Genomic DNA, 18,534 nt, shown 5'->3' on the forward strand with positions numbered 1-18,534 from the left:
GCACGTTTTAAAAAGTTCATATCATTTCCTCCTATGTTTCATGTATAACGTCCACTGTTATTGCTTACAAATAGGAGTATATGATGCAAATAGGTCAGGAATATGTCAGCGCAAAAAAATAGAACCGCTAAGCGATTCTATGTTCTATTATAAGCATGCCTCTTTCATCAATAACTGGACGAGTTCTCCAGCAGGCATCATTCGGATTTGTTCAAAATTGACACCTGCCCACATTGCCAATATGTCTGGTCGATCGAGCGCAGCCGCTTTTTTACGAAGTGATTGTGATACGTAATGCATTTCTGGATAAGCTTGTGGTGCTTCCTGATGACGCTTCATAAAATCGTTTGCAAGGCCGCGTGCGATTCTTCCCGTATAAGCACGCGTCAGCATCGTTTCGGTAAATACGCCACTCGTCAACGCTTTAATGTGTGTCGGTTTTGTCCCACTTTCCGGACAACATAAAAACGCCGTCCCGAGTTGTGCCGCCGTTGCACCCGCATCGAGTACATCGCGAATCATTTGACCATTCATTATGCCGCCCGCTGCAATAATCGGCACATCGAGCACTGCTGCAAATTGTGCAACGAGTTGTGGAAGTGGCAATACGTCTCCTGTATCAGCATCATCAAAAGCGGCGCGGTGCCCACCTGCTTCAATCCCTTGAAGACAGATAGCATCTATCCCCTGTGCCACTGCTTGTTTTGCTTCTACTAATGTCGTCACCGTCTGAATTGTGTACATATTAGCACGTTTGCATGCATCAATCACTTGTGTAGACGGTAAAGCAAATGTAAAACTGACGACCGGTACGCGTTCATCTATGAGTAATTGTACTTTTTCTGTCCATTCATCATCAGAAAAAACGTATGTACCTACTTGTTCCCCTAATAACGTCGCTTCTTCTGTCAGTGCTGTTATATGTGCTTCGATCGCTGTCGTCCGTTCGTTCGGTGCTTGTGGGACGAACAAGTTTACCCCAAATGTCGTCGTTCCGAGCGTCCTTAATGAATGAATTTCTTCTTTTAATGCTTCTGTCGTTTTATAGCCCCCTGCTAAAAAGCCGAGTCCCCCTGCTTCTGATACGGCATGTGCCAATGCGGGCGTTGCATTGCCACCTGCCATCGGTGCTTGAATAATTGTTCGCATGTCACCTTCCCCTTTCTTCATATAAAAAAAGCTGCCCTCAAAGAGCAGCTCATCAAGCATTTAGCGTACGCCTAACGCCATTTTTGCATAACGTGACATATTTTCTTTAGACCAAGGTGGATTCCACACGATGTTAACATCTACGTCTTTCACTTCTGGAAGATCAAATAATGCTGTGCGAATTTGATCCACGATGATTGGACCTAATGGACAGCCCATAGATGTTAGCGTCATTGTGATCATCGCTACGCCTTCGTCATTCATATCAATTTCATAAACTAGACCTAAGTTAACAATGTCGATACCAAGCTCTGGGTCGATAACGTTTTCTAATGCGCCTAGAATGCTTTCTTTCATATCTGCTTCAATTGCCATGAGAAAGTTGCTCCTCTCTATATCATACTTATTTCTATCATACAATTAACGTAAATACTGTGCAAGCCAAGCAACTCCGGCAAGCATACCGCTACGGTTTACTTTATGACCTTCATGTTTTGCAATATCAAAACGAATGCGTTCCGGTGTTTCTACATATAATGGTTCGAACTTTTCGACGAATGTATCGTGCGCTAATTTAAATGGTACAGTCTGGTCTTTTGCGCCATGCCAGAAGTAAATGGGACGATTGTTCAAATGTTCTGGCGTTTTACTTAAATCAAATGCTTCTAACGTCGTCATCAATTTTTGCATTTCATCATCTGACATCTTTAAATCGAACCCTTGTGCTTCGATTTGTGCAAGCTGCCCTTGTGCAAGTTTCACGTATGTAGCTGTGCCCATATAAACCGCAGCCGCTTCAATCCAGTCATACACCTTTAAGCAACCGAGTGTCGTAATACCACCCATCGATGTCCCCGCTAAACCGAAGCGACCTGTGTACCCTTTTTCGCGTAAACTATCATATAAATATTTTACTTCTTGAATATTCGTTAGTACCATTTCCCAAAAGCGCATACTCATTTCAACGGTACTTAATCCTTCTGAACGTTCACCGTGTAAAATCGCATCTGGCAATAGCACGCGCATACCTTGTGCCACTAAATTGTATGCATAGTGTAAATTATGCTCTTTTGCACTTTGGAAACCGTGTACAAAAATGACGATAGGCGTATCTTTTGTCGCATGTTGCTCGTCGTATACATGTAGTAAAGGGATATTTCCCCACGTTTCGTTATCTATTTTCATTGCGCCATCACTCCTATTCTCCTTTTATCGTAACAAAAATGCGAATATGAGACAAAATTTTGACGTAGGACAAAAGAAAAAGTAAACTTATTTCGTTAGCACTAGCTGAACGTACAGAAAGGGGTAAAAACTTATGAACCCTCATTTAATTGTGTTAGACTTAGATGGTACGCTATTAACCGATGAAAAAACGATCTCTGTTCATACAAAAGCTGTATTAGCAGAGGCGCGCCGTCAAGGTCATGAAGTAATGATTGCCACTGGTCGCCCATTTCGTGCGAGTAAATTGTATTACGAGGCATTAGACCTTTCGACACCAATCGTGAACTTCAATGGTGCATATGTCCATCACCCAAAATCGCGTGCTTTTGCGGCGACACATTCGCCCATCGCACTGAATATGGTTCATGATATCGTCGATTCACTAGCACCGTTTGAATTAGATAACGTGCTTGCTGAAGTGATGGACGATGTATATATTCAACGTCACGATGATCAATTACTCGACATTTCAAGTAGTGGCAATCCAAAAGTCACGACAGGTCCACTTATTCAGACATTAAAAACGTCACCGACGAGTATTTTACTGCAAGCGAAAGAACAACAAGTTGCGTTGATTCGTCAACATTTAGCGGATACGAAAGCAGATTTGATCGATCATCGTCGGTGGGGAGACCCATGGCATGTCATTGAAATCGTTCGCAATGGTGTTCATAAAGCAAAAGGTGTGGCCCACGTCTCACGTGAACTTGGCATTCCAAGCGAACGTATTATTGCATTTGGCGATGAAGATAATGATTTAGAAATGATTGATTATGCGGGAGTCGGTGTTGCAATGGGTAACGCGATTCCGCAATTAAAACATATAGCAAACGAAATAACTGACAGTAATAACGATGACGGTATTGCTGCCCTATTAGTTGATCGTCTTCAGCTGAAATTATAGGAGGTAATTATATATGAAAATTTTTACAGATAGTGCTTGTGATTTACCAAAAGCATATTACGCAGAGCATGATGTACACTTATTCCCACTACGTGTGGAAATCGATGGAAAGGAATATGCCGATGTCATCGGTATTGATCCATTCGAAATTTATAATGAGATTCGTAATGGTAATCGTCCAAAAACATCTCAAGTGTCTCCTGAAGCATTTATAGAAGCGTTCACAGATCTTGCAAAATCAGGTGAACAAGGTATTTATATTGCCTTTTCTTCTGGTCTATCAGGTACGTATTCAACAGCAATGATGCTTCGCGAACAAGTAAAAGAAGAATATCCAAATTTACAACTTGAAATTATCGACTCAAAATGTGCATCACTTGGCCTTGGTTTAGTCGTTGAGGAAGTTGTCCGTTTACGTGATGAAAACTTCAATTTTGAAGAAATCGTCAAACGTGCGAAATTCCAAGCAGAACATATGGAACATTTATTCACAGTAGAAGATTTAGACTTCTTAGCAAAAGGCGGACGCGTGTCAAAAGCGAGCGCATTTATCGGTGGTCTATTAAGCATTAAACCGTTAATGCATATGGAAGATGGTAAACTCGTTCCGATTGAAAAATTACGTGGACGTAAAAAAGTGTTCAAACGCATCATTGAAGTAATGGCTGAACGTGGCGAAAACTTATCAGACCAAGTGATCGGTATTTCACACGGTGATGATATGGATGCTGCGAATGAAATGAAACGTATGATTGTCGATGCTTTCCACCCGAAAGCGGTTCAAATCGAAATCGTTGGTTCCACAATCGCGAGTCATACAGGTCCTGGCGTTATTGCCATTTTCTTCTTAAACAAACAATTTGGCGCATAATAAAAACACTCCCGTGACGGGAGTGTTTTTTTAGCGTAAAAATGTCATACCTAGTGGTAAGTAGCTACCTAATAAGAATGTAGCGATGAAAACAACGATAAAACCGATAAAGAAGCCTTTACCATTTTGACCTTTAGCTGTTTTCACTAATGCCATTTCCATCATTGCAATGACAACTACACCTAAAATAAGTTTAATACCATAACCCATCTCACTTAGTTGATGATTACCAATAAATAAGAATAAACCTGATGCGATAATGATTAAATAGAATAGACGTAAAATCATATGTGTAATTTTACGGCCTTTCGCTGCCGGATTCATAAAATACGCGACGAAAAATAAAATAATGCCAATCGCCCAAGCTGTAATATGCAAGTGCGTTGTACTTGATAACATGTCCATCAAAGTACCCCCTCAAAAAATTTTGTTCGCTCTTATCGTATCAAAGCCATTTCAACTTCACAACTGATAAAAGCCCCGCAAATATGTATTTGCGAGGCTTTTGCCTAAAATTAGACAATTATTCGAAGTAGTTAGCTAGTGTACCGATACCTTCAATTGACACTTTCACTGTATCGCCTGCTTTTAAAAATTGTGGTGGATTCATGCCTTTACCAACACCCGCTGGCGTACCTGTTAAAATAACATCCCCTGGTTCTAATGTGACAAGGTTTGAAATTTCAACAATTAAATCTGCAACTGAATGTGTCATTTGTGCAGTCGTACTATTTTGACGTACTTCGTCATTGACTTTCGTAACGATTGTTAAGTTTTGTGGATCAGGAATTTCATCTTTTGTCACAAGGTATGGACCCATTGGGCAAGAACCGTCTAAAGATTTTCCTAAGAAGTATTGTTTATGTTTAGCTTGTAAGTTACGCGCTGTTAAATCGTTGGCAATTGTATAACCGAATACGTAGTCGAATACTAACGCTTTCGGAATGTTTTTACCTTTTTTACCGATGACAACAGCAAGTTCACCTTCATAATCATATGAATCTGTTACGTCTGCGTGTACTGATAAAGTTTGTTCATCTGCAGCGATTGCTGTTGGGGCTTTCGTGAACACGACGATATCTTCTGGTGCTTCTCCACCCATTTCAGCTACGTGCTCGCTGTAGTTTTTACCGACACAAATAATATTTTTTGTCGTACGTGGAATCGGTGCTAACCATTCAATTTCAGTAAATGTACGTTTGAAATCAGCTGGATTTTCTGATTTTTCGGCTGCTTCAACAAGTTTACGGGCAGCTTCTACGAATTCGAAGCCAAATGTCATACCTTCAACAATTGTTTTAGCGAATGATGGTAATACTTGTAGTTGTTCTTGGATTGCTAGCACGTCCCAAACGGCTTCCTCTTTTTTTACTTTCGGTCCGAAGCTAACAACATCGTTATAGCGAAATGATAAAATTTTCATGAATAGTAGCACTCCTTCTTTTTTTTCCATCATACATCATTTTTCAAACAATTTCCTCAATTTTCACATAATTTTTCAGTAAGTTATGAATTTATGCATAATTCAAAGAAATGCCATTAAAAAATGATCGGTTGTGAATGTTTTGATTTACAAAACATGATGCAAACGTGCACGATAGGCCAAGTTTACAATCATGATTTTACAATAATAATTTACAGTACCACTGTTTTCGCTATATCAAACGCATAAATGACTTTTTGTGCAATGCGAATACTTAAAATATGTTCGATTGCTTCCGTATAAATATCGAGCTGTACGGCATAACGGTCGCGTAATACACTTTCTGGGTCTTCTACGTGCTGTAGGTGGTCCGTTTTGTAATCTAGTAAAATCCACTCACCGTCTGTCGTCTCTATTAAACAGTCGATAATCCCTTGAACGATTTGATCGTCGCCGTCTTCGTCTGCGCGACGATACGTAAATGGCAATTCACGATGAAGTGATTTCGCTTGTTGGAATACGTGGCCGATATTCGTATCAAAGAACGATAAAACATTTTTATAGTAAACTGTTTTCCCTTCAGATGGCGTTAACAACTCTTTATCGACAAGTTTTTCAACGAACGATGCGACTTCTGCAATCGTTTTAAATCCTTGCTGTGGCGCATGTTGCATCACCGTATGCATCGCTGTTCCTGCTTCTGCTGCAGTCATCGTACGTTGTTGCATAAAGCGCGGGCGTGTCGCGACACGTTGTGACGATGCCTTCGTATCATTAAAAATTTCAGGCAGCTCTTGTTGCGCTAACGTTTGCAAACGTTTTAATTCACTCACCGACGCTTTCGAACGTTTGTGTAAACGATTTTTGTACGGATACGGTGTATCAAACGTTTCCGTAATACGCGTTAACAATGGTTGTTCCACTACCGTTTGCGGTACATCTGTCGCCTCTTCTGTTATGTCAGCAGCTTGGAATTGCGTCACATCAACAATTTGAATGTCAAAGCGCGATGGTTCATCTTTTCGTGCTGCCAGTGGAAGTGACAATTGCGTTTGATAATCGGCATGACGAGCGACTGCTGGACCGATCCAGTCGAAATAGCTATTTGCCGTTCGACGTACGTACGGTGGTAATGGTTCATCTAACGAAAGATGCAACATTTCTTGCCAGCGCACTTGCGTCGTTTCCCAATCTTTCACATGGCCGACTAAATAAAGCTTTTCTTTCGCACGCGTCATCGCCACGTATAAAATACGCATTTCTTCCGATTTCATTTCTAATAGCTTTTTCTCTTTAACCGCTAAAAATGGTAACGACGTATATTGCAGACGTTTTTCTGGGTCAATCATTTTAACAGCAAGACCGAAATCTTGGTCGAATAAATACGGTAAATGGAAATCCATTTTGTTAAATGAGCGACCGAGACCTGCCACAAAGACGTACGGAAACTCTAATCCTTTAGACGCGTGAATCGTCATTAAACGGACGACATTTTCCGATTGGCTAATCGCCTTCGCTGTACCTAAATCTTCACCACGTAAACGAATGCGATCGACGAAACGAAGGAAACGGAACAATCCACGGAAAGCCGTTTTTTCATAAGCGACAGCGCGGTCATACAATGCGCGTAAATTCGCCTGGCGTTGTTTGCCGTTCGACATGGCCCCAGCCATTTCATAATAGTTCGTATCCATATACACTTGCCAAATTAATTCAGCTAAAGACCCACGACGCGCTAAATCACGCCAATCATCAAATTGCAGTAAGAAGCGTTGTAATTTTTCAGCCGTTTTCGCATGAAGACCGCTTCGTTCACGTAACACAAATGTTTTCAACGCATCGTAAAACGCGCCTTTCGGTTCCGCTAAACGAATTGCCGCTAAATCATTTTCCGTCATGCCGACGAACGGTGCGCGCAATACAGAAGCGAGAGGGATATCTTGATATGGGTTATCGATAATACGCAACGTATTCATCATAATCATCACTTCAAGTTCTTCAAAGTAACCTGCTGATAATTCAGCATATAACGGAATACCTGCTAATTTAAACTCTTCAACGAAGTCATTTGACCACGTCATTGAACGCATTAAAATGACGATATCGCGATATTCTAAATCGCGTTTTACCGGATTGCCCGCCGCATCTTTTTCGTATGCATCATACACTTGTGCACCGGTATTCATTAACTGTTGAATTTGGCGAATAATGTAGCGTGCTTCTAGTTGCGATTTTTTCATTTCTTCTTCCGCTTCAAGCTCTGGTGTATCCGCCTCTTCTTCCAATTCTGGCGCATGTAATACCGATACGGTCACCGGCATGTCGAGTGTCGGATACGGCGCACGTGGTTTTAACGCCGCCGCGTCGTCATAATCAATTTCGCCGACTTCTTCGGTCATAATTTGTTTAAAAATGTAGTTCGTACCATCGAGCACTTCCCGACGGCTACGGAAGTTCGCATTTAAATCAATTTTTAAACCACCAGCGTCCCCCGTCGTCGTAAAGTCACGATACTTTCCTAAAAATAGCGCTGGTTCTGCGAGGCGGAAACGATAAATCGATTGCTTCGTATCACCAACCATAAATAAGTTGCCGTCTGCTTCCGTACCTGATTTCACGAGCTGTAAAATCGTCTCTTGCAATCGGTTCGTATCTTGGTACTCATCGACAAGCACTTCTTTAAAACGTGCTTGATAATCTTTCGCTACGTCAGAAGGTACAACTTCGCCATCTTCATCAGTCGTTAAAATCGCTAACGCAAAATGCTCTAAATCTGAAAAGTCGACGATGCCTTTTTCTGCTTTTGCCGCACTATAACGCATACTAAATTGCTTCGCTAATTCAACGAGCGTTTGCATGAGTGGATACATATGCTGCATTTCTTCAAGCAAGCGATCTGGGTGACGGCTGAAAAATTGCTCCGTCGCATCGGCTAACACTTTTTTCGCATCGTTTCGTTTCGCTTTTGCACGATCGAGTAACGATTCATCGCACGTCCCCTTTTTTTGCGACTTTAGTTTTCCCCATTTGAACGTGCTGAAAAATTCATACGCTTCTTGCCAACTACGCTCATTAATGAACGCGCGCGCTTCGTATAACACCGTTAAATCCATCTCTGCCGTTTCACCGTATGCGTCTGGTCCGTCCGGCATGAGCGCTAATGCACGCATTTCTAAAATGAGTGCTATCGCTTCATCGACGCTATGAGACATCGTTTGGCGAATCGATTGAATGATCGATAAATCATCAATGCGCTCGACATCTTCCATGTTGTAACGCTCTGGTAATGCATCAAGCCATTTAAACGGCTGTGGATTCACACGTGCCATTTCATACAATTTTTCAATCAACACTTCGATATCTTGGTCGTTACGGTCTGATGTGAACGCATCAACTAAACGATACATCGCAGACGGGTCCGCAACATCATAGGCCGCTTCAAGCACTTCTGCCATCGTATCGTCTTTTAATAACGCTGCTTCATTTTCATTCGCAATACGGAACCCGGGGTCAATATTTAATAAATACGCATATTGACGCACGATATTTAAACAAAATGAATGGAGCGTTGAAATTTGCGCTTTGTTAATCAATGTTAATTGACGGCGTAAATGTTGAGATTCCGGATTGTTTTTGACCGCTTTTTCAAGTGCTGCGGCCATTCGTTGGCGCATTTCCGCAGCAGATGCGTTCGTAAACGTCACGACGAGCAATTCATCGACGTTCATCGGATTCGTTTCATCGATTACTTTTTGAATCAAACGTTCAATGAGCACCGCCGTTTTCCCTGAACCGGCAGCCGCTGATACGAGCGTATCTTGCCCTTTCGCCCAAATCGCTTGCCACTGTTCATCTGTCCATGTTACTTCTTGTGGTTTAATCGGTATGTTCGGCATCTATAGCTGCCTCCTTACGAATTTTTTCAATCACTTTTTCTGGTTTATCAATCGGTAACGCGCGGAATTGTTGATGCGCATCGTTCACGTCGAACTGACAAACCGATTTGTATGAGCAATATTCACATGCCGTTTTTTGCTTCATGCGGTACGGGCTAATCGACGTATCACCTTTTAAAATGCCTTGGCCCGCTTCTTTATGTTTGTGACGGACAAACTTTTGTAAATCGGCCATATCTTTTTCATTAATGACCGAGCTCCAACTCGCAGACGTCGAGCCATCTTTTTTCAAATAAGCTGGAACGATATGCGAGCGACCACCTGCTTCGGCAAGCGTTTCGTCCATCTCGACGATAACGTCGCGATTATCGAGCAGTAGTCCTTTCATTTTAAAGTCTTTCAGCACTTCTTCTTCGTACGCATCTGGCGTCATGAGCGTATCCGCTTTTAACATCGGATTGTGGACGTGAATGTATAAAACGCCACCCGCTTCGGCATGCAGTGGCAACCATTCGCTTGAATTGGTCATCGCTACGTCTAAATACGTCAACATTTGCAGCGACAAACCATGATATACATCATTCAAATCAAGTTTTTGCGATGACGATTTGTAGTCGATGACACGAATGTACGGTTTATCATTAATTTCAGTTGCGTCAATACGGTCAATACGACCTCGCATTTTCAATTGATGTTCATCGTCTAATTGAATCACGAGTGGTGGTAACATATCCGCTTGGCCTGGACCGAATGCCGCTTCAATCGCAATCGGTTTAAAGCCTGTCACACGTGCATGACTCGTCAGCGATAGCATCGTTCGTTCAACAATTTGCGTTAGCTTGCGCATAATGTAACGATAACGTGCGGTACTTAATAAAATTTTGTGATACAACATCGGTACGATGACTTCTACCGCTTCTTTCGATAACGCATGACATTGTTCCGGCGATAATTGCGCCCATGTCAATTGTTGTTCCGCTGTTTTTTCAGAAATGTATTTGAGTGCCGCGTGGAATAAATCCCCGATCGTTGGCGTTTCGAGACGATATTCTTTTCGTTCTTCTAAATGCAAACCGTACGTCGTAAAGTGAGAAAATGGACAGCTATAATATTTCTCAATGCGCGATACGCTTGAAATAATGTCTTTGCCGTACAGTTGTTGCGTATATTGTGGCAATAAATCTTCTGCCTTATTGTGCGTAATGAGTGGTTTCATTAAACGTGCAAGCACATCCGCCCAATACGGATCGTTTTCGTAATATGCCTTTAATGCTGCCCATGATGCGGGTAACGGTTCTGCATCGTAATATTGTTTTCGCAATTGCACCATTAAGTAAGCAAGCGCTGTTCGTGGATGCGCGATGTAATGCCAATCGTCTTCTGTATCGAGCGATTGTTCTGGACTCATGTAAACGTAGCGCTCTTCCATTTGCGGTACGATATCCCGTATTTTTTTCACATACGTTGATGGTAGTAACGCTTTCCCTTCGCTATCGGACATCGCATAACTAATGAACAATTCATCACTCGCTACTGTCAAAGCACTATAGACGATTAAATTTTCTTCGAGTAATCGCTCACGTGATGTCGGCGCAATTTCGTTCCCCGTTTTTTCAAACCATTCGCGTTCTGCATCTGCTAGTAGTCCTTCACTGTCCAGTCGTTGTGGGTAAACCCCTTCGTTCATACCGATAACAAACACAGCTTTCATATGTGTTAAACGGGCTAAATCAGCGGTCACGACAGTCACTTCATCGATTGCTGGTGGGATACGTGAAAATTCGAGCGTATCCAACCCTTCATCTAAAATGTGAATAAACTCCTCTAACGATAGTTCTTGGTCACCAAACATTTCGACGAATTGATCGAGTACGTTCACCCATTCATTCCATGCTTGCTCGTGCTCTGTTGCGTCGAGTAATTTTCCTTTATCGTGCTCATAATCTTTCAATTCTACGAGCTTCGCGTAAATGTTCAATTCATCAATAAACGTATAGAGCGCTGTCGCATAGTCAATGCCTGTTTCTGCGCGTTCAAGTGCATCCGCTAACTGTTTTAACGGCTCACGTACGAGCGCGCGCACCGCTTCGATTTCAGCTTGAAAAGCACGTTCTTCATCGGTCTGTTTCGTCGTGAAAAACTCAAGCCCTTTATATTTTTTATAAAGCCAGCGCGTTTCATCAAACCAGCGATCGCCATAAATCCCTTGTGCCATAACAAAGTTTTCAAGACGGTCTGCGCGCTCACGCCAAATTTTACGATCGGCATTCACCGGGAAAAATAAATCCGTTTTAATCGCGCGGAATATCGGTTCATATTTCCAATCCGTTTGAATGCTTTCTAAAATCGAGCGACTAAACTCAATGAGTGGATGATGCAACATCGGTTTTTTCTGACTTAAGAAAAATGGAATGTCGTATTGCGGGAAAATCGTCGAAAGCAGCGGGTCATATTGTGCTGACTGACGATAAATGAGCGCCATTTCGTTGTACGCAATGCCTTGCTTTGACAACTTACGAATATGACGGGCCACTTCATGAATTTCCGCATGTGGATTGACCGCAGCGACGACTTGAACGTGATCCGCTTGTGTCGCCTGCACCGGATGAAATTGGTCAAATTGTGATTCAATCAACTGTAATGTCGCATCATTAAATCGTTGCATTTCTGTTAAATGCACGTCTGGTTTTACTTCAATACCGTTCGCAAAAGCGGCATCTTTTAAACGGCGCGCTGTTGAAGCAGTTTCATAAAACAATGCTTGCTCATCATCTGCATCAAATTCATTTTCATAAGTCAGTGCAATCGTCACATCTTTCGCCGTCGCGAGTAATTCTTGCACGAGTTCAAACTCTTGGGTCGTAAACGAGTTGAAACCATCGATATAAATCGATGCTTCACGAATCATTTCTGATTCCACGAGCTTTTGTTGGAGAAGTGGTAAATAACCTTCACTATCTACGTACGTCGTGCCGAGACGTTGCTCTACAGCAGCTTGAATCAATTGAATATCGTGCACTTTATCGCGCAACGTACGCGGTGCATCTAATTGGTCAAATTCGGCTTGAATACCGGCCATTTTTTCACCATTCACGTTATAACGGCTTAATTCCCGAAGCAGTTGCTCCATCTCTTCGGTAAAGCCACGTTTATCGGCTGCTTTCGTAAATAGTTTTAATTCATCTTTATGTTCATCTAACACACGTTTCAATAACATACGATAGCCAAAACCGTTCAGCTCTTGTCGGCTAATCCCACCTGCTTCTTGCAAAATACGCCATGCAAGTCGTTTAAACGATGTTACTTGCACGCGAATCATACCGCGCGCATCACCTGCTAATTTCGTTAAATCACGTTCACTTGAGAACGACATTTGATCGGGCACGACCATGAAAATCGGCGCTCCGAGTGGTGCCTCTTCGACGGCTTTCATTACTTCACACTCCATGAAATGCGTCTTCCCTACACCTGTTCGACCTGAAATTACGCGTAAAGCCATGTAAATCCCCCTTATTTCGTAGTTCTTTTATTATACATGTTCTGCACGTATTAATCATAAAAAACGAACATATATTCGTATGCAAAAAAGACTCTTATTGAGAAGAGTCTTTGTTTTTTATAGTACTATTTAAATCATCAGCCATTTTTTGATGCATTCTTTTTTCAACGTATTTTCCGCCACCCCAAAGTGCCGCGATGAGCACAAGTACAATAATCGTACGTGATGGTTGTGTAATGAGCGCACGTAAATCTGACCCAATCCAACTAATGACAAATAGTTGGATTACTTTCGCAGCCATAATCGTGAAAAAATAATGTTTTTTCTTTAACTTCGATAAACCTGCAACGACATTGACGATGGACGTCGGTGTAAACGGAAAACAAAGCAGCACGAATAACGGTGTAAATCCATGGTATTCAACCCAATGAATTAACTTGATAACTGCTTTTCTTTCCGTAATGATGCGAAAGATTTTCCAATGACCATATCGTCTCACGAGCCAAAACACACTGTACGCCCCTGTGACAGAACCTGCCCACGATAATAAAAAGCCAAACCATAAGCCATATGCCGAAGCATTCGCAACAACGAACGCAGCGAGTGGTAAAATCGGTAAAAACGCTTCTAAATACGTTAATAAAAAGCCAATGATCATGCCAACTAATTGGTATTCATGGGCAATGCTTTGAAAATTTTCTAGCGTAAGCCATGCTGGCATATAAGCATCCCCTTTCATCCGAACTATCCTTTTATATTAGGACGATATAACTATTAAAAAGTTGCCCATAAAAAAGGAAGGTACAATACTGTACCCTCCTTTGACGTTATTTTAAAACAATTAATCCGATTCGGAAATGGTCATGTCGGAAAATGACATGTTGACGAATGCGGATTTCGTGCTGTGCATCGAGTACTTCAATACGACAATGTGCGGCATTAATTTGTAATGCTTCGTACAATTCTTCTTCCGTTTTCACCGGAATACCATTGACACGACGAATGACTTCACCAATTTGAATGCCCATTGCTTCTGCAGGGGATTCTGGTAAAACGGCCGCGACAACGACACCATCATTTTGTGGTGTTACTGCAAAGACACCTTTGCGTTCACGAACAGAATAAATAATCGAAATTAAAATACGTCCGATGATTGCAACACCGACTGCAGCGATGCCCATAATTGGGAAGAAAATCGCGATAATCGCTTCGATAAACACTAACAGCGCCAATAGTTGCATCGTTAAGCCAACTTGCGGGTAAAATGCGTTCGGTAACATTTTACGTGCGCGCTGTTGGAAGCCCATGACGATTGGGAATAATACGATACCATACGAATCGCTACCTAATGATAATTGTGGCCACCATGGAGCCCAATCTGGAATAGCACTACCTGGTATTAAGAAAAATACGGGTAAAATCCATAAGCGTTTCGCTAAATACGTCACAGCTTTTAAACCGCGCTCTGTCGTTTGCAAACGAGGAGATGCATTGTTAGCAGCATATTTTTTCACGAGTTGTCCTTCGACAAATAATAAAATACTCATCAATAACGGTACTGTGATTAATAAATGCTTATGCATGACATCTGCATCAAACGTAAAGCGCCATACTTGCCATGACCAATCGTACATATATGTAAGCCATAAAATGATGAATGCTACCCCGAAGCTATAAACGACCGAAGCCAGATGATAATAAAATGTTACGATACAAATCATCATGACGATCGTTACGAGCACTATGTATTGTAACGGTAAAACGAACCCGACAAGTAAACTAATCGCAGACAGTATGAGCGCCATACCCCAGCCTTCTTTTAATAAGTAAACTGCTTCGTACATGCCCCAATGAATGCGGCGGTTAAATGACTGACGCTCACTCATCACACGTCGATATCCAATTAGTACACAAAATAAAATCGCTACATAAAGTAGCGGATTCATAAATAGTCGTCCGATACCTTTTAAAACTTCCACGACGATATCCAGTATGATTCACCTCGCTATGTTGTAAATTATTAACTATTCCTATTGTAACAAAATGCGTCGTATTAGGCGAACGAACATGCCATTTTCCTATAAAAAAAGAGGATGCTTATGCAACCTCTTGTCATTATTTTACCGCTAAATATTTACGAACGGACAATGCACTACCAAATACGCCAATAATGATACCCATCAGCAACAAACTAATGCTTAACGTCCCTAGTAATTGACTCGGTTCAATAAAATGAAATGCTTCATTTTTCACGAGTGGTGCGATGCGATTGTAAACATTGACGTAACTAATCGCGACAATCGTAATCGGCAATATCGCTCCTAGCATACCTAGCCACATACCTTCTAACATAAATGGTACACGTACGTAACGGTTTGTCGCGCCGACAAGCTTCATAATCTCGATTTCCGTGCGACGTGCCGCAATCGTTAATTTAATCGTATTGAAAATTAAAAATGTCGCGATTAATACGAGCACGACGATAAAAATTGTCCCAACCGTACGTGCTGTATCGACAACGTGAAATAGTTTTTCAATTTTCCCTTTACCATAGACGACTTCGTACGTTCCTGCAACGTCGCTAATTTCTTTTGCTAATTGTGCCGTTTTTTCAGGCTCACTCGCTTTTACATACAATACGTTATGTAGCGGATTTTCTTGATCAAACAAACTTAAATCTTCCCCAAAATCATCGACGACTTTTTTAAGTTCATCTTCTTTTGAAGCATAGCGCACCCCTTCAACGTCAGGCATTTTTTTAATCGTGCGCTGTATCGTAAAAATATCTTTTTCTTTGACCGTCGTATCGATAAGTACTTTGATTTCGACGTCGTTTTCAAAATCTGATGCAATTTTATTTAAATTCATTATTATCGCGACGAATACACCGACGAGTAATAACGTAACCGTTACAGCACCGATCGAAGCAAACGACATCCAGCCGTTACGCCAAATCGTTTGCAAACTCGCACGAATATGACGATTCCACGTTTTAATAGCCATCGTAACTACCTCCGCGTTGGTCGTTGACGATACGGCCTTTTTCAATACGAATGACGCGATGGCGCATCGCATTAACGACTTCACGGTTATGCGTCGCCATAATGACGGTCGTTCCTTGCGCATTAATTTCTTCAAACACACGCATAATATCCCACGTCGTTTCCGGATCTAAGTTGCCTGTCGGTTCATCAGCAATGACGATATGTGGTTGATTGACGATTGAACGCGCAATCGATACACGCTGTTGCTCGCCACCGGATAATTCATGCGGGAACCGTTTCGCTTTCGATGCGAGTCCGACAAGTTTTAACACTTCTGCGACACGCTTTTTAATAAACTTCGTATCTTTTTCAATAACTTCTAACGCATACGCCACATTTTCGTAAACGCTTTTTTTCGGTAACAACTTATAATCTTGGAACACAACACCGAGCTGACGGCGTAAAAACGGTACTTTTCGTGCCGGTAACTTCGTAATATCAACATCATTGACGATGACATGCCCTGCCGATGCGCGTTCCTCTGCATACAATAATTTAATAAAGGTCGATTTCCCAGCTCCACTCGGCCCAACGACATAGACGAATTCACCTTGCGCTATTGAGACGTCTATCCCTTGTAGTGCTTTGCTACCGGTCGGATACTTTTTGACGACCTTTTTCATTTCAATCATCGTGGCGCTCCACCTTTTCTATAATCTCTGTCTGTATCATATCATAAAAAAAGAGGATGCTGAGGCATCCCCTAGAAATCGATGATTACAATGCGTAACGAATTGTGACAGAGCTTGTGCGCGCTTCTGCTTCTAAAATTAATGGCGCATTTTCATCTACTTTTTTCTCAAAACGTACAGATTTCGATAAGAACTGATCTTGTGATTGAATTAGTTGCACATCTGGTAATTGTACGTCGATTTTACCGAAGTTTGACGTTGCTTCACCGCGAATACCGACCGTATCCGGCACTTGAATTTCTAGCGCACCGGCTGTCGTTTGTGCTTTAATTTTTTCTGCATTTGGATCCGTCGTTTTCACTTTAATCGCGCCATTTGCCGAACGTGCGACGATTTCACGGAACGCGCCATCAACCGTTACAGCACCGTTAATCGTCTCTGCTTCAATCTCTGTTGCTGCCGTATCACGCACGTCAATCGCACCGTTTGATGACTCAATGTCTATTTTACGGAAAGTTGCGTGATCAACTTGAATTTTCCCATTCATCGTTTGCACGTCTAGCTCATCAGCATCCATATTTGAGAGCTTAAAGCTACCGTTAAACAATTCTGCACGTACTTTTTGATACGCACCACGTGGTAAATATAGTGTGACGTTCGCATGGAAACCACGACTATCGCTCGTAATACGTACTGTACCGTGGTCATTTTCAGCGCTGAAATGTTCTTTAAACTCCGCTTCTACATCATCATTGCGAACGATAAATGATGGAGAAACAGCAGCTTCAACATAAGCTGTCCCATTTGGCGATTGCTCAACTGTAAAGTGGCCGTTTGGAATTTTTGCATTCACACTCGTAATCGACGTGGCGTTTTGTAAATCCACGTGATGTGTAAAACTACGGCGTTCACCCGTAAAGTCCATATCACGTACTTTTGAAAATGTATTCGTCAGCATGTCCATAAATTTCGTACTAAATTGCGTAAAATCTTGCTTTAAATCTTCAATAAATTCTTTATCCGTTTTTTCATCGAATGAACGATCATCAAACGGTTCATCTTGTCGTTTTTGCTGTTGTTCTTTTTTCGGTTCTTCTACTTGTTTTACTGGTTCAATTTTCGGGATGTCTTCGACTGGTGTCGCTTGCTGTGATTTTTCGACATCAATTTTTTCAAGTAAGTCGAGTGCCTCTGTTGCGGAAATAACACCTTTTTCAACCAAATCTAAAATACGTCTACGTTCATCTTGCATGCAAACAGCCCCTTTAAAAGTTAATACTACTATTTACGAAACGACGCGTAAAAAGTTTCATTCCGAGCGAATGTTTTTCACGAGCGCTTCGATACGCGCCTCTGTTAATGGTAATCCATTGTCATATGAAATTACGACATTTTGCTCAAATAACTCGCCATCTGAATAAACCGGAAAGCGCGTTGCAACGTGTGCATCAAAATCTATCGACGCGTATAACGCTGGGTTATGTGCCGCTAATTGTGCTCGTTCTAACGCTACGTCCATCGTAATTTCCACATGCTTTACAGCCATTTCATGACGTTCGACGATGTGCGCATCACTATAATACGTCGATAACTCTAGCACCGTATCTAACCCAACTTCATCAAAATCTAGTACCATTTGACGCAACGCTGCGACGGCACGATCCGTTTCTAAACGTTTTTTCATCGTCGTTTGAAAATCATCACCATCTAACCGTTTCGCAATGATGATTTCTTCCATTAAATGTTCAACCGTTTGCGGACCGTTAATAAACGCCGCGTTCATTTTATTGGCAATTCTTTTCGCTATCGTCGTTTTACCGACACTCGCATATCCAGAAACTATCACTAACACTACTTGTTCATCCTTCCAAAAAAAGAGACGTTTGCAC

Annotated in this window: 15 protein-coding genes; 2 read left to right on the top strand and 13 right to left on the bottom strand. The window is 41.8% G+C overall.

Translation table 11 applies throughout. From position 1 onward, the window contains the following. Positions 1-147: 147 nt before the first annotated feature. The 3 genes from KMHG_RS02960 to KMHG_RS02970 are packed head-to-tail and all read right to left on the bottom strand — an operon-like array spanning position 148 to position 2,334. Entirely contained in the window at positions 148-1,149 is a 1,002-nt protein-coding gene (locus KMHG_RS02960) for an NAD(P)H-dependent flavin oxidoreductase (RefSeq protein ID WP_026021986.1), read from the bottom strand. A gap of 60 nt (positions 1,150-1,209) precedes the next feature. Next, positions 1,210-1,524, bottom strand: coding sequence for a metal-sulfur cluster assembly factor (locus KMHG_RS02965; RefSeq protein WP_010286788.1), 315 nt, complete (start codon positions 1,522-1,524; stop codon positions 1,210-1,212). A gap of 45 nt (positions 1,525-1,569) precedes the next feature. Beyond that, positions 1,570-2,334 (bottom strand): serine aminopeptidase domain-containing protein, encoded by a 765-nt coding sequence (locus tag KMHG_RS02970; RefSeq protein ID WP_010286791.1) that lies wholly within the window; start codon positions 2,332-2,334, stop codon positions 1,570-1,572. Between the two features lie 133 nt (positions 2,335-2,467). Here KMHG_RS02970 and KMHG_RS02975 point away from each other — a divergent pair, with 133 nt between their 5' ends. Together KMHG_RS02975 and KMHG_RS02980 are read left to right on the top strand one after the other, a co-directional pair. Next, positions 2,468-3,280: a Cof-type HAD-IIB family hydrolase gene (locus KMHG_RS02975; RefSeq protein WP_010286793.1), complete on the top strand. Its 813-nt coding sequence runs from the start codon at positions 2,468-2,470 to the stop codon at positions 3,278-3,280. Between the two features lie 13 nt (positions 3,281-3,293). Continuing rightward, complete coding sequence (locus KMHG_RS02980) at positions 3,294-4,151, top strand: DegV family protein (protein ID WP_010286795.1); 858 nt, start codon at positions 3,294-3,296, stop codon at positions 4,149-4,151. A gap of 30 nt (positions 4,152-4,181) precedes the next feature. Here the strand turns inward: KMHG_RS02980 and KMHG_RS02985 are convergent, their stop codons facing one another. The 10 genes from KMHG_RS02985 to KMHG_RS03030 all read right to left on the bottom strand — a co-directional run bounded on the left by KMHG_RS02985 (position 4,182) and on the right by KMHG_RS03030 (position 18,497). Next, positions 4,182-4,556, bottom strand: a complete 375-nt coding sequence (locus KMHG_RS02985) for a YisL family protein (protein WP_010286796.1) — start codon at positions 4,554-4,556, stop codon at positions 4,182-4,184. Positions 4,557-4,674: 118 nt separating this feature from the next. Then, a complete protein-coding gene (locus KMHG_RS02990; RefSeq protein ID WP_010286799.1) occupies positions 4,675-5,574 on the bottom strand; it encodes a fumarylacetoacetate hydrolase family protein in 900 nt (299 codons plus the stop codon). 212 nt (positions 5,575-5,786) lie between these two features. Next, positions 5,787-9,470 (bottom strand): helicase-exonuclease AddAB subunit AddA, encoded by a 3,684-nt coding sequence (gene addA, locus KMHG_RS02995; RefSeq protein ID WP_010286801.1) that lies wholly within the window; start codon positions 9,468-9,470, stop codon positions 5,787-5,789. Then, positions 9,451-12,969 (bottom strand): helicase-exonuclease AddAB subunit AddB, encoded by a 3,519-nt coding sequence (gene addB, locus KMHG_RS03000; RefSeq protein ID WP_010286803.1) that lies wholly within the window; start codon positions 12,967-12,969, stop codon positions 9,451-9,453. The genes addA and addB overlap by 20 nt, the downstream gene beginning before the upstream one ends. Before the next feature lie 94 nt (positions 12,970-13,063). Continuing rightward, complete coding sequence (locus KMHG_RS03005; RefSeq protein WP_044504216.1) at positions 13,064-13,690, bottom strand: TVP38/TMEM64 family protein; 627 nt, start codon at positions 13,688-13,690, stop codon at positions 13,064-13,066. Positions 13,691-13,796: 106 nt separating this feature from the next. Then, on the bottom strand, positions 13,797-14,948 hold the full coding sequence (locus KMHG_RS03010) for a PDZ domain-containing protein (RefSeq protein ID WP_010286807.1): 1,152 nt from the start codon (positions 14,946-14,948) through the stop codon (positions 13,797-13,799). A 136-nt stretch (positions 14,949-15,084) separates the two neighbouring features. Beyond that, positions 15,085-15,972: a permease-like cell division protein FtsX gene (ftsX, locus tag KMHG_RS03015; RefSeq protein ID WP_010286808.1), complete on the bottom strand. Its 888-nt coding sequence runs from the start codon at positions 15,970-15,972 to the stop codon at positions 15,085-15,087. After that, positions 15,962-16,645, bottom strand: coding sequence for a cell division ATP-binding protein FtsE (gene ftsE / locus KMHG_RS03020; protein WP_010286809.1), 684 nt, complete (start codon positions 16,643-16,645; stop codon positions 15,962-15,964). The genes ftsX and ftsE overlap by 11 nt, the downstream gene beginning before the upstream one ends. Positions 16,646-16,730: 85 nt before the next feature. Continuing rightward, complete coding sequence (locus tag KMHG_RS03025) at positions 16,731-17,897, bottom strand: DUF4097 family beta strand repeat-containing protein (RefSeq protein ID WP_010286810.1); 1,167 nt, start codon at positions 17,895-17,897, stop codon at positions 16,731-16,733. Between the two features lie 57 nt (positions 17,898-17,954). Next, positions 17,955-18,497 (bottom strand): phosphotransferase-like protein, encoded by a 543-nt coding sequence (locus KMHG_RS03030; protein WP_010286811.1) that lies wholly within the window; start codon positions 18,495-18,497, stop codon positions 17,955-17,957. Positions 18,498-18,534: the final 37 nt, after the last annotated feature.

Origin of the sequence: Kurthia massiliensis, from assembly GCF_000285555.1 — a bacterium.
GTDB lineage: Bacteria > Bacillota > Bacilli > Bacillales_A > Planococcaceae > Kurthia > Kurthia massiliensis.

What these genes read in the sequence shown, in the direction of transcription:
- KMHG_RS02990 (WP_010286799.1), bottom strand. Translation starts at nt 5,574, where the DNA reads ATGAAAATTTTATCATTTCGCTATAACGATGTTGTTAGCTTCGGACCG.
- ftsX (WP_010286808.1), bottom strand. Translation starts at nt 15,972, where the DNA reads ATGGCTATTAAAACGTGGAATCGTCATATTCGTGCGAGTTTGCAAACG.
- ftsE (WP_010286809.1), bottom strand. Translation starts at nt 16,645, where the DNA reads ATGATTGAAATGAAAAAGGTCGTCAAAAAGTATCCGACCGGTAGCAAA.
- KMHG_RS03025 (WP_010286810.1), bottom strand. Translation starts at nt 17,897, where the DNA reads ATGCAAGATGAACGTAGACGTATTTTAGATTTGGTTGAAAAAGGTGTT.
- KMHG_RS02980 (WP_010286795.1), top strand. Translation starts at nt 3,294, where the DNA reads ATGAAAATTTTTACAGATAGTGCTTGTGATTTACCAAAAGCATATTAC.
- KMHG_RS02975 (WP_010286793.1), top strand. Translation starts at nt 2,468, where the DNA reads ATGAACCCTCATTTAATTGTGTTAGACTTAGATGGTACGCTATTAACC.
- KMHG_RS03005 (WP_044504216.1), bottom strand. Translation starts at nt 13,690, where the DNA reads ATGCCAGCATGGCTTACGCTAGAAAATTTTCAAAGCATTGCCCATGAA.
- KMHG_RS02985 (WP_010286796.1), bottom strand. Translation starts at nt 4,556, where the DNA reads ATGGACATGTTATCAAGTACAACGCACTTGCATATTACAGCTTGGGCG.
- addB (WP_010286803.1), bottom strand. Translation starts at nt 12,969, where the DNA reads ATGGCTTTACGCGTAATTTCAGGTCGAACAGGTGTAGGGAAGACGCAT.
- KMHG_RS02970 (WP_010286791.1), bottom strand. Translation starts at nt 2,334, where the DNA reads ATGAAAATAGATAACGAAACGTGGGGAAATATCCCTTTACTACATGTA.
- KMHG_RS02960 (WP_026021986.1), bottom strand. Translation starts at nt 1,149, where the DNA reads ATGCGAACAATTATTCAAGCACCGATGGCAGGTGGCAATGCAACGCCC.
- KMHG_RS02965 (WP_010286788.1), bottom strand. Translation starts at nt 1,524, where the DNA reads ATGGCAATTGAAGCAGATATGAAAGAAAGCATTCTAGGCGCATTAGAA.
- addA (WP_010286801.1), bottom strand. Translation starts at nt 9,470, where the DNA reads ATGCCGAACATACCGATTAAACCACAAGAAGTAACATGGACAGATGAA.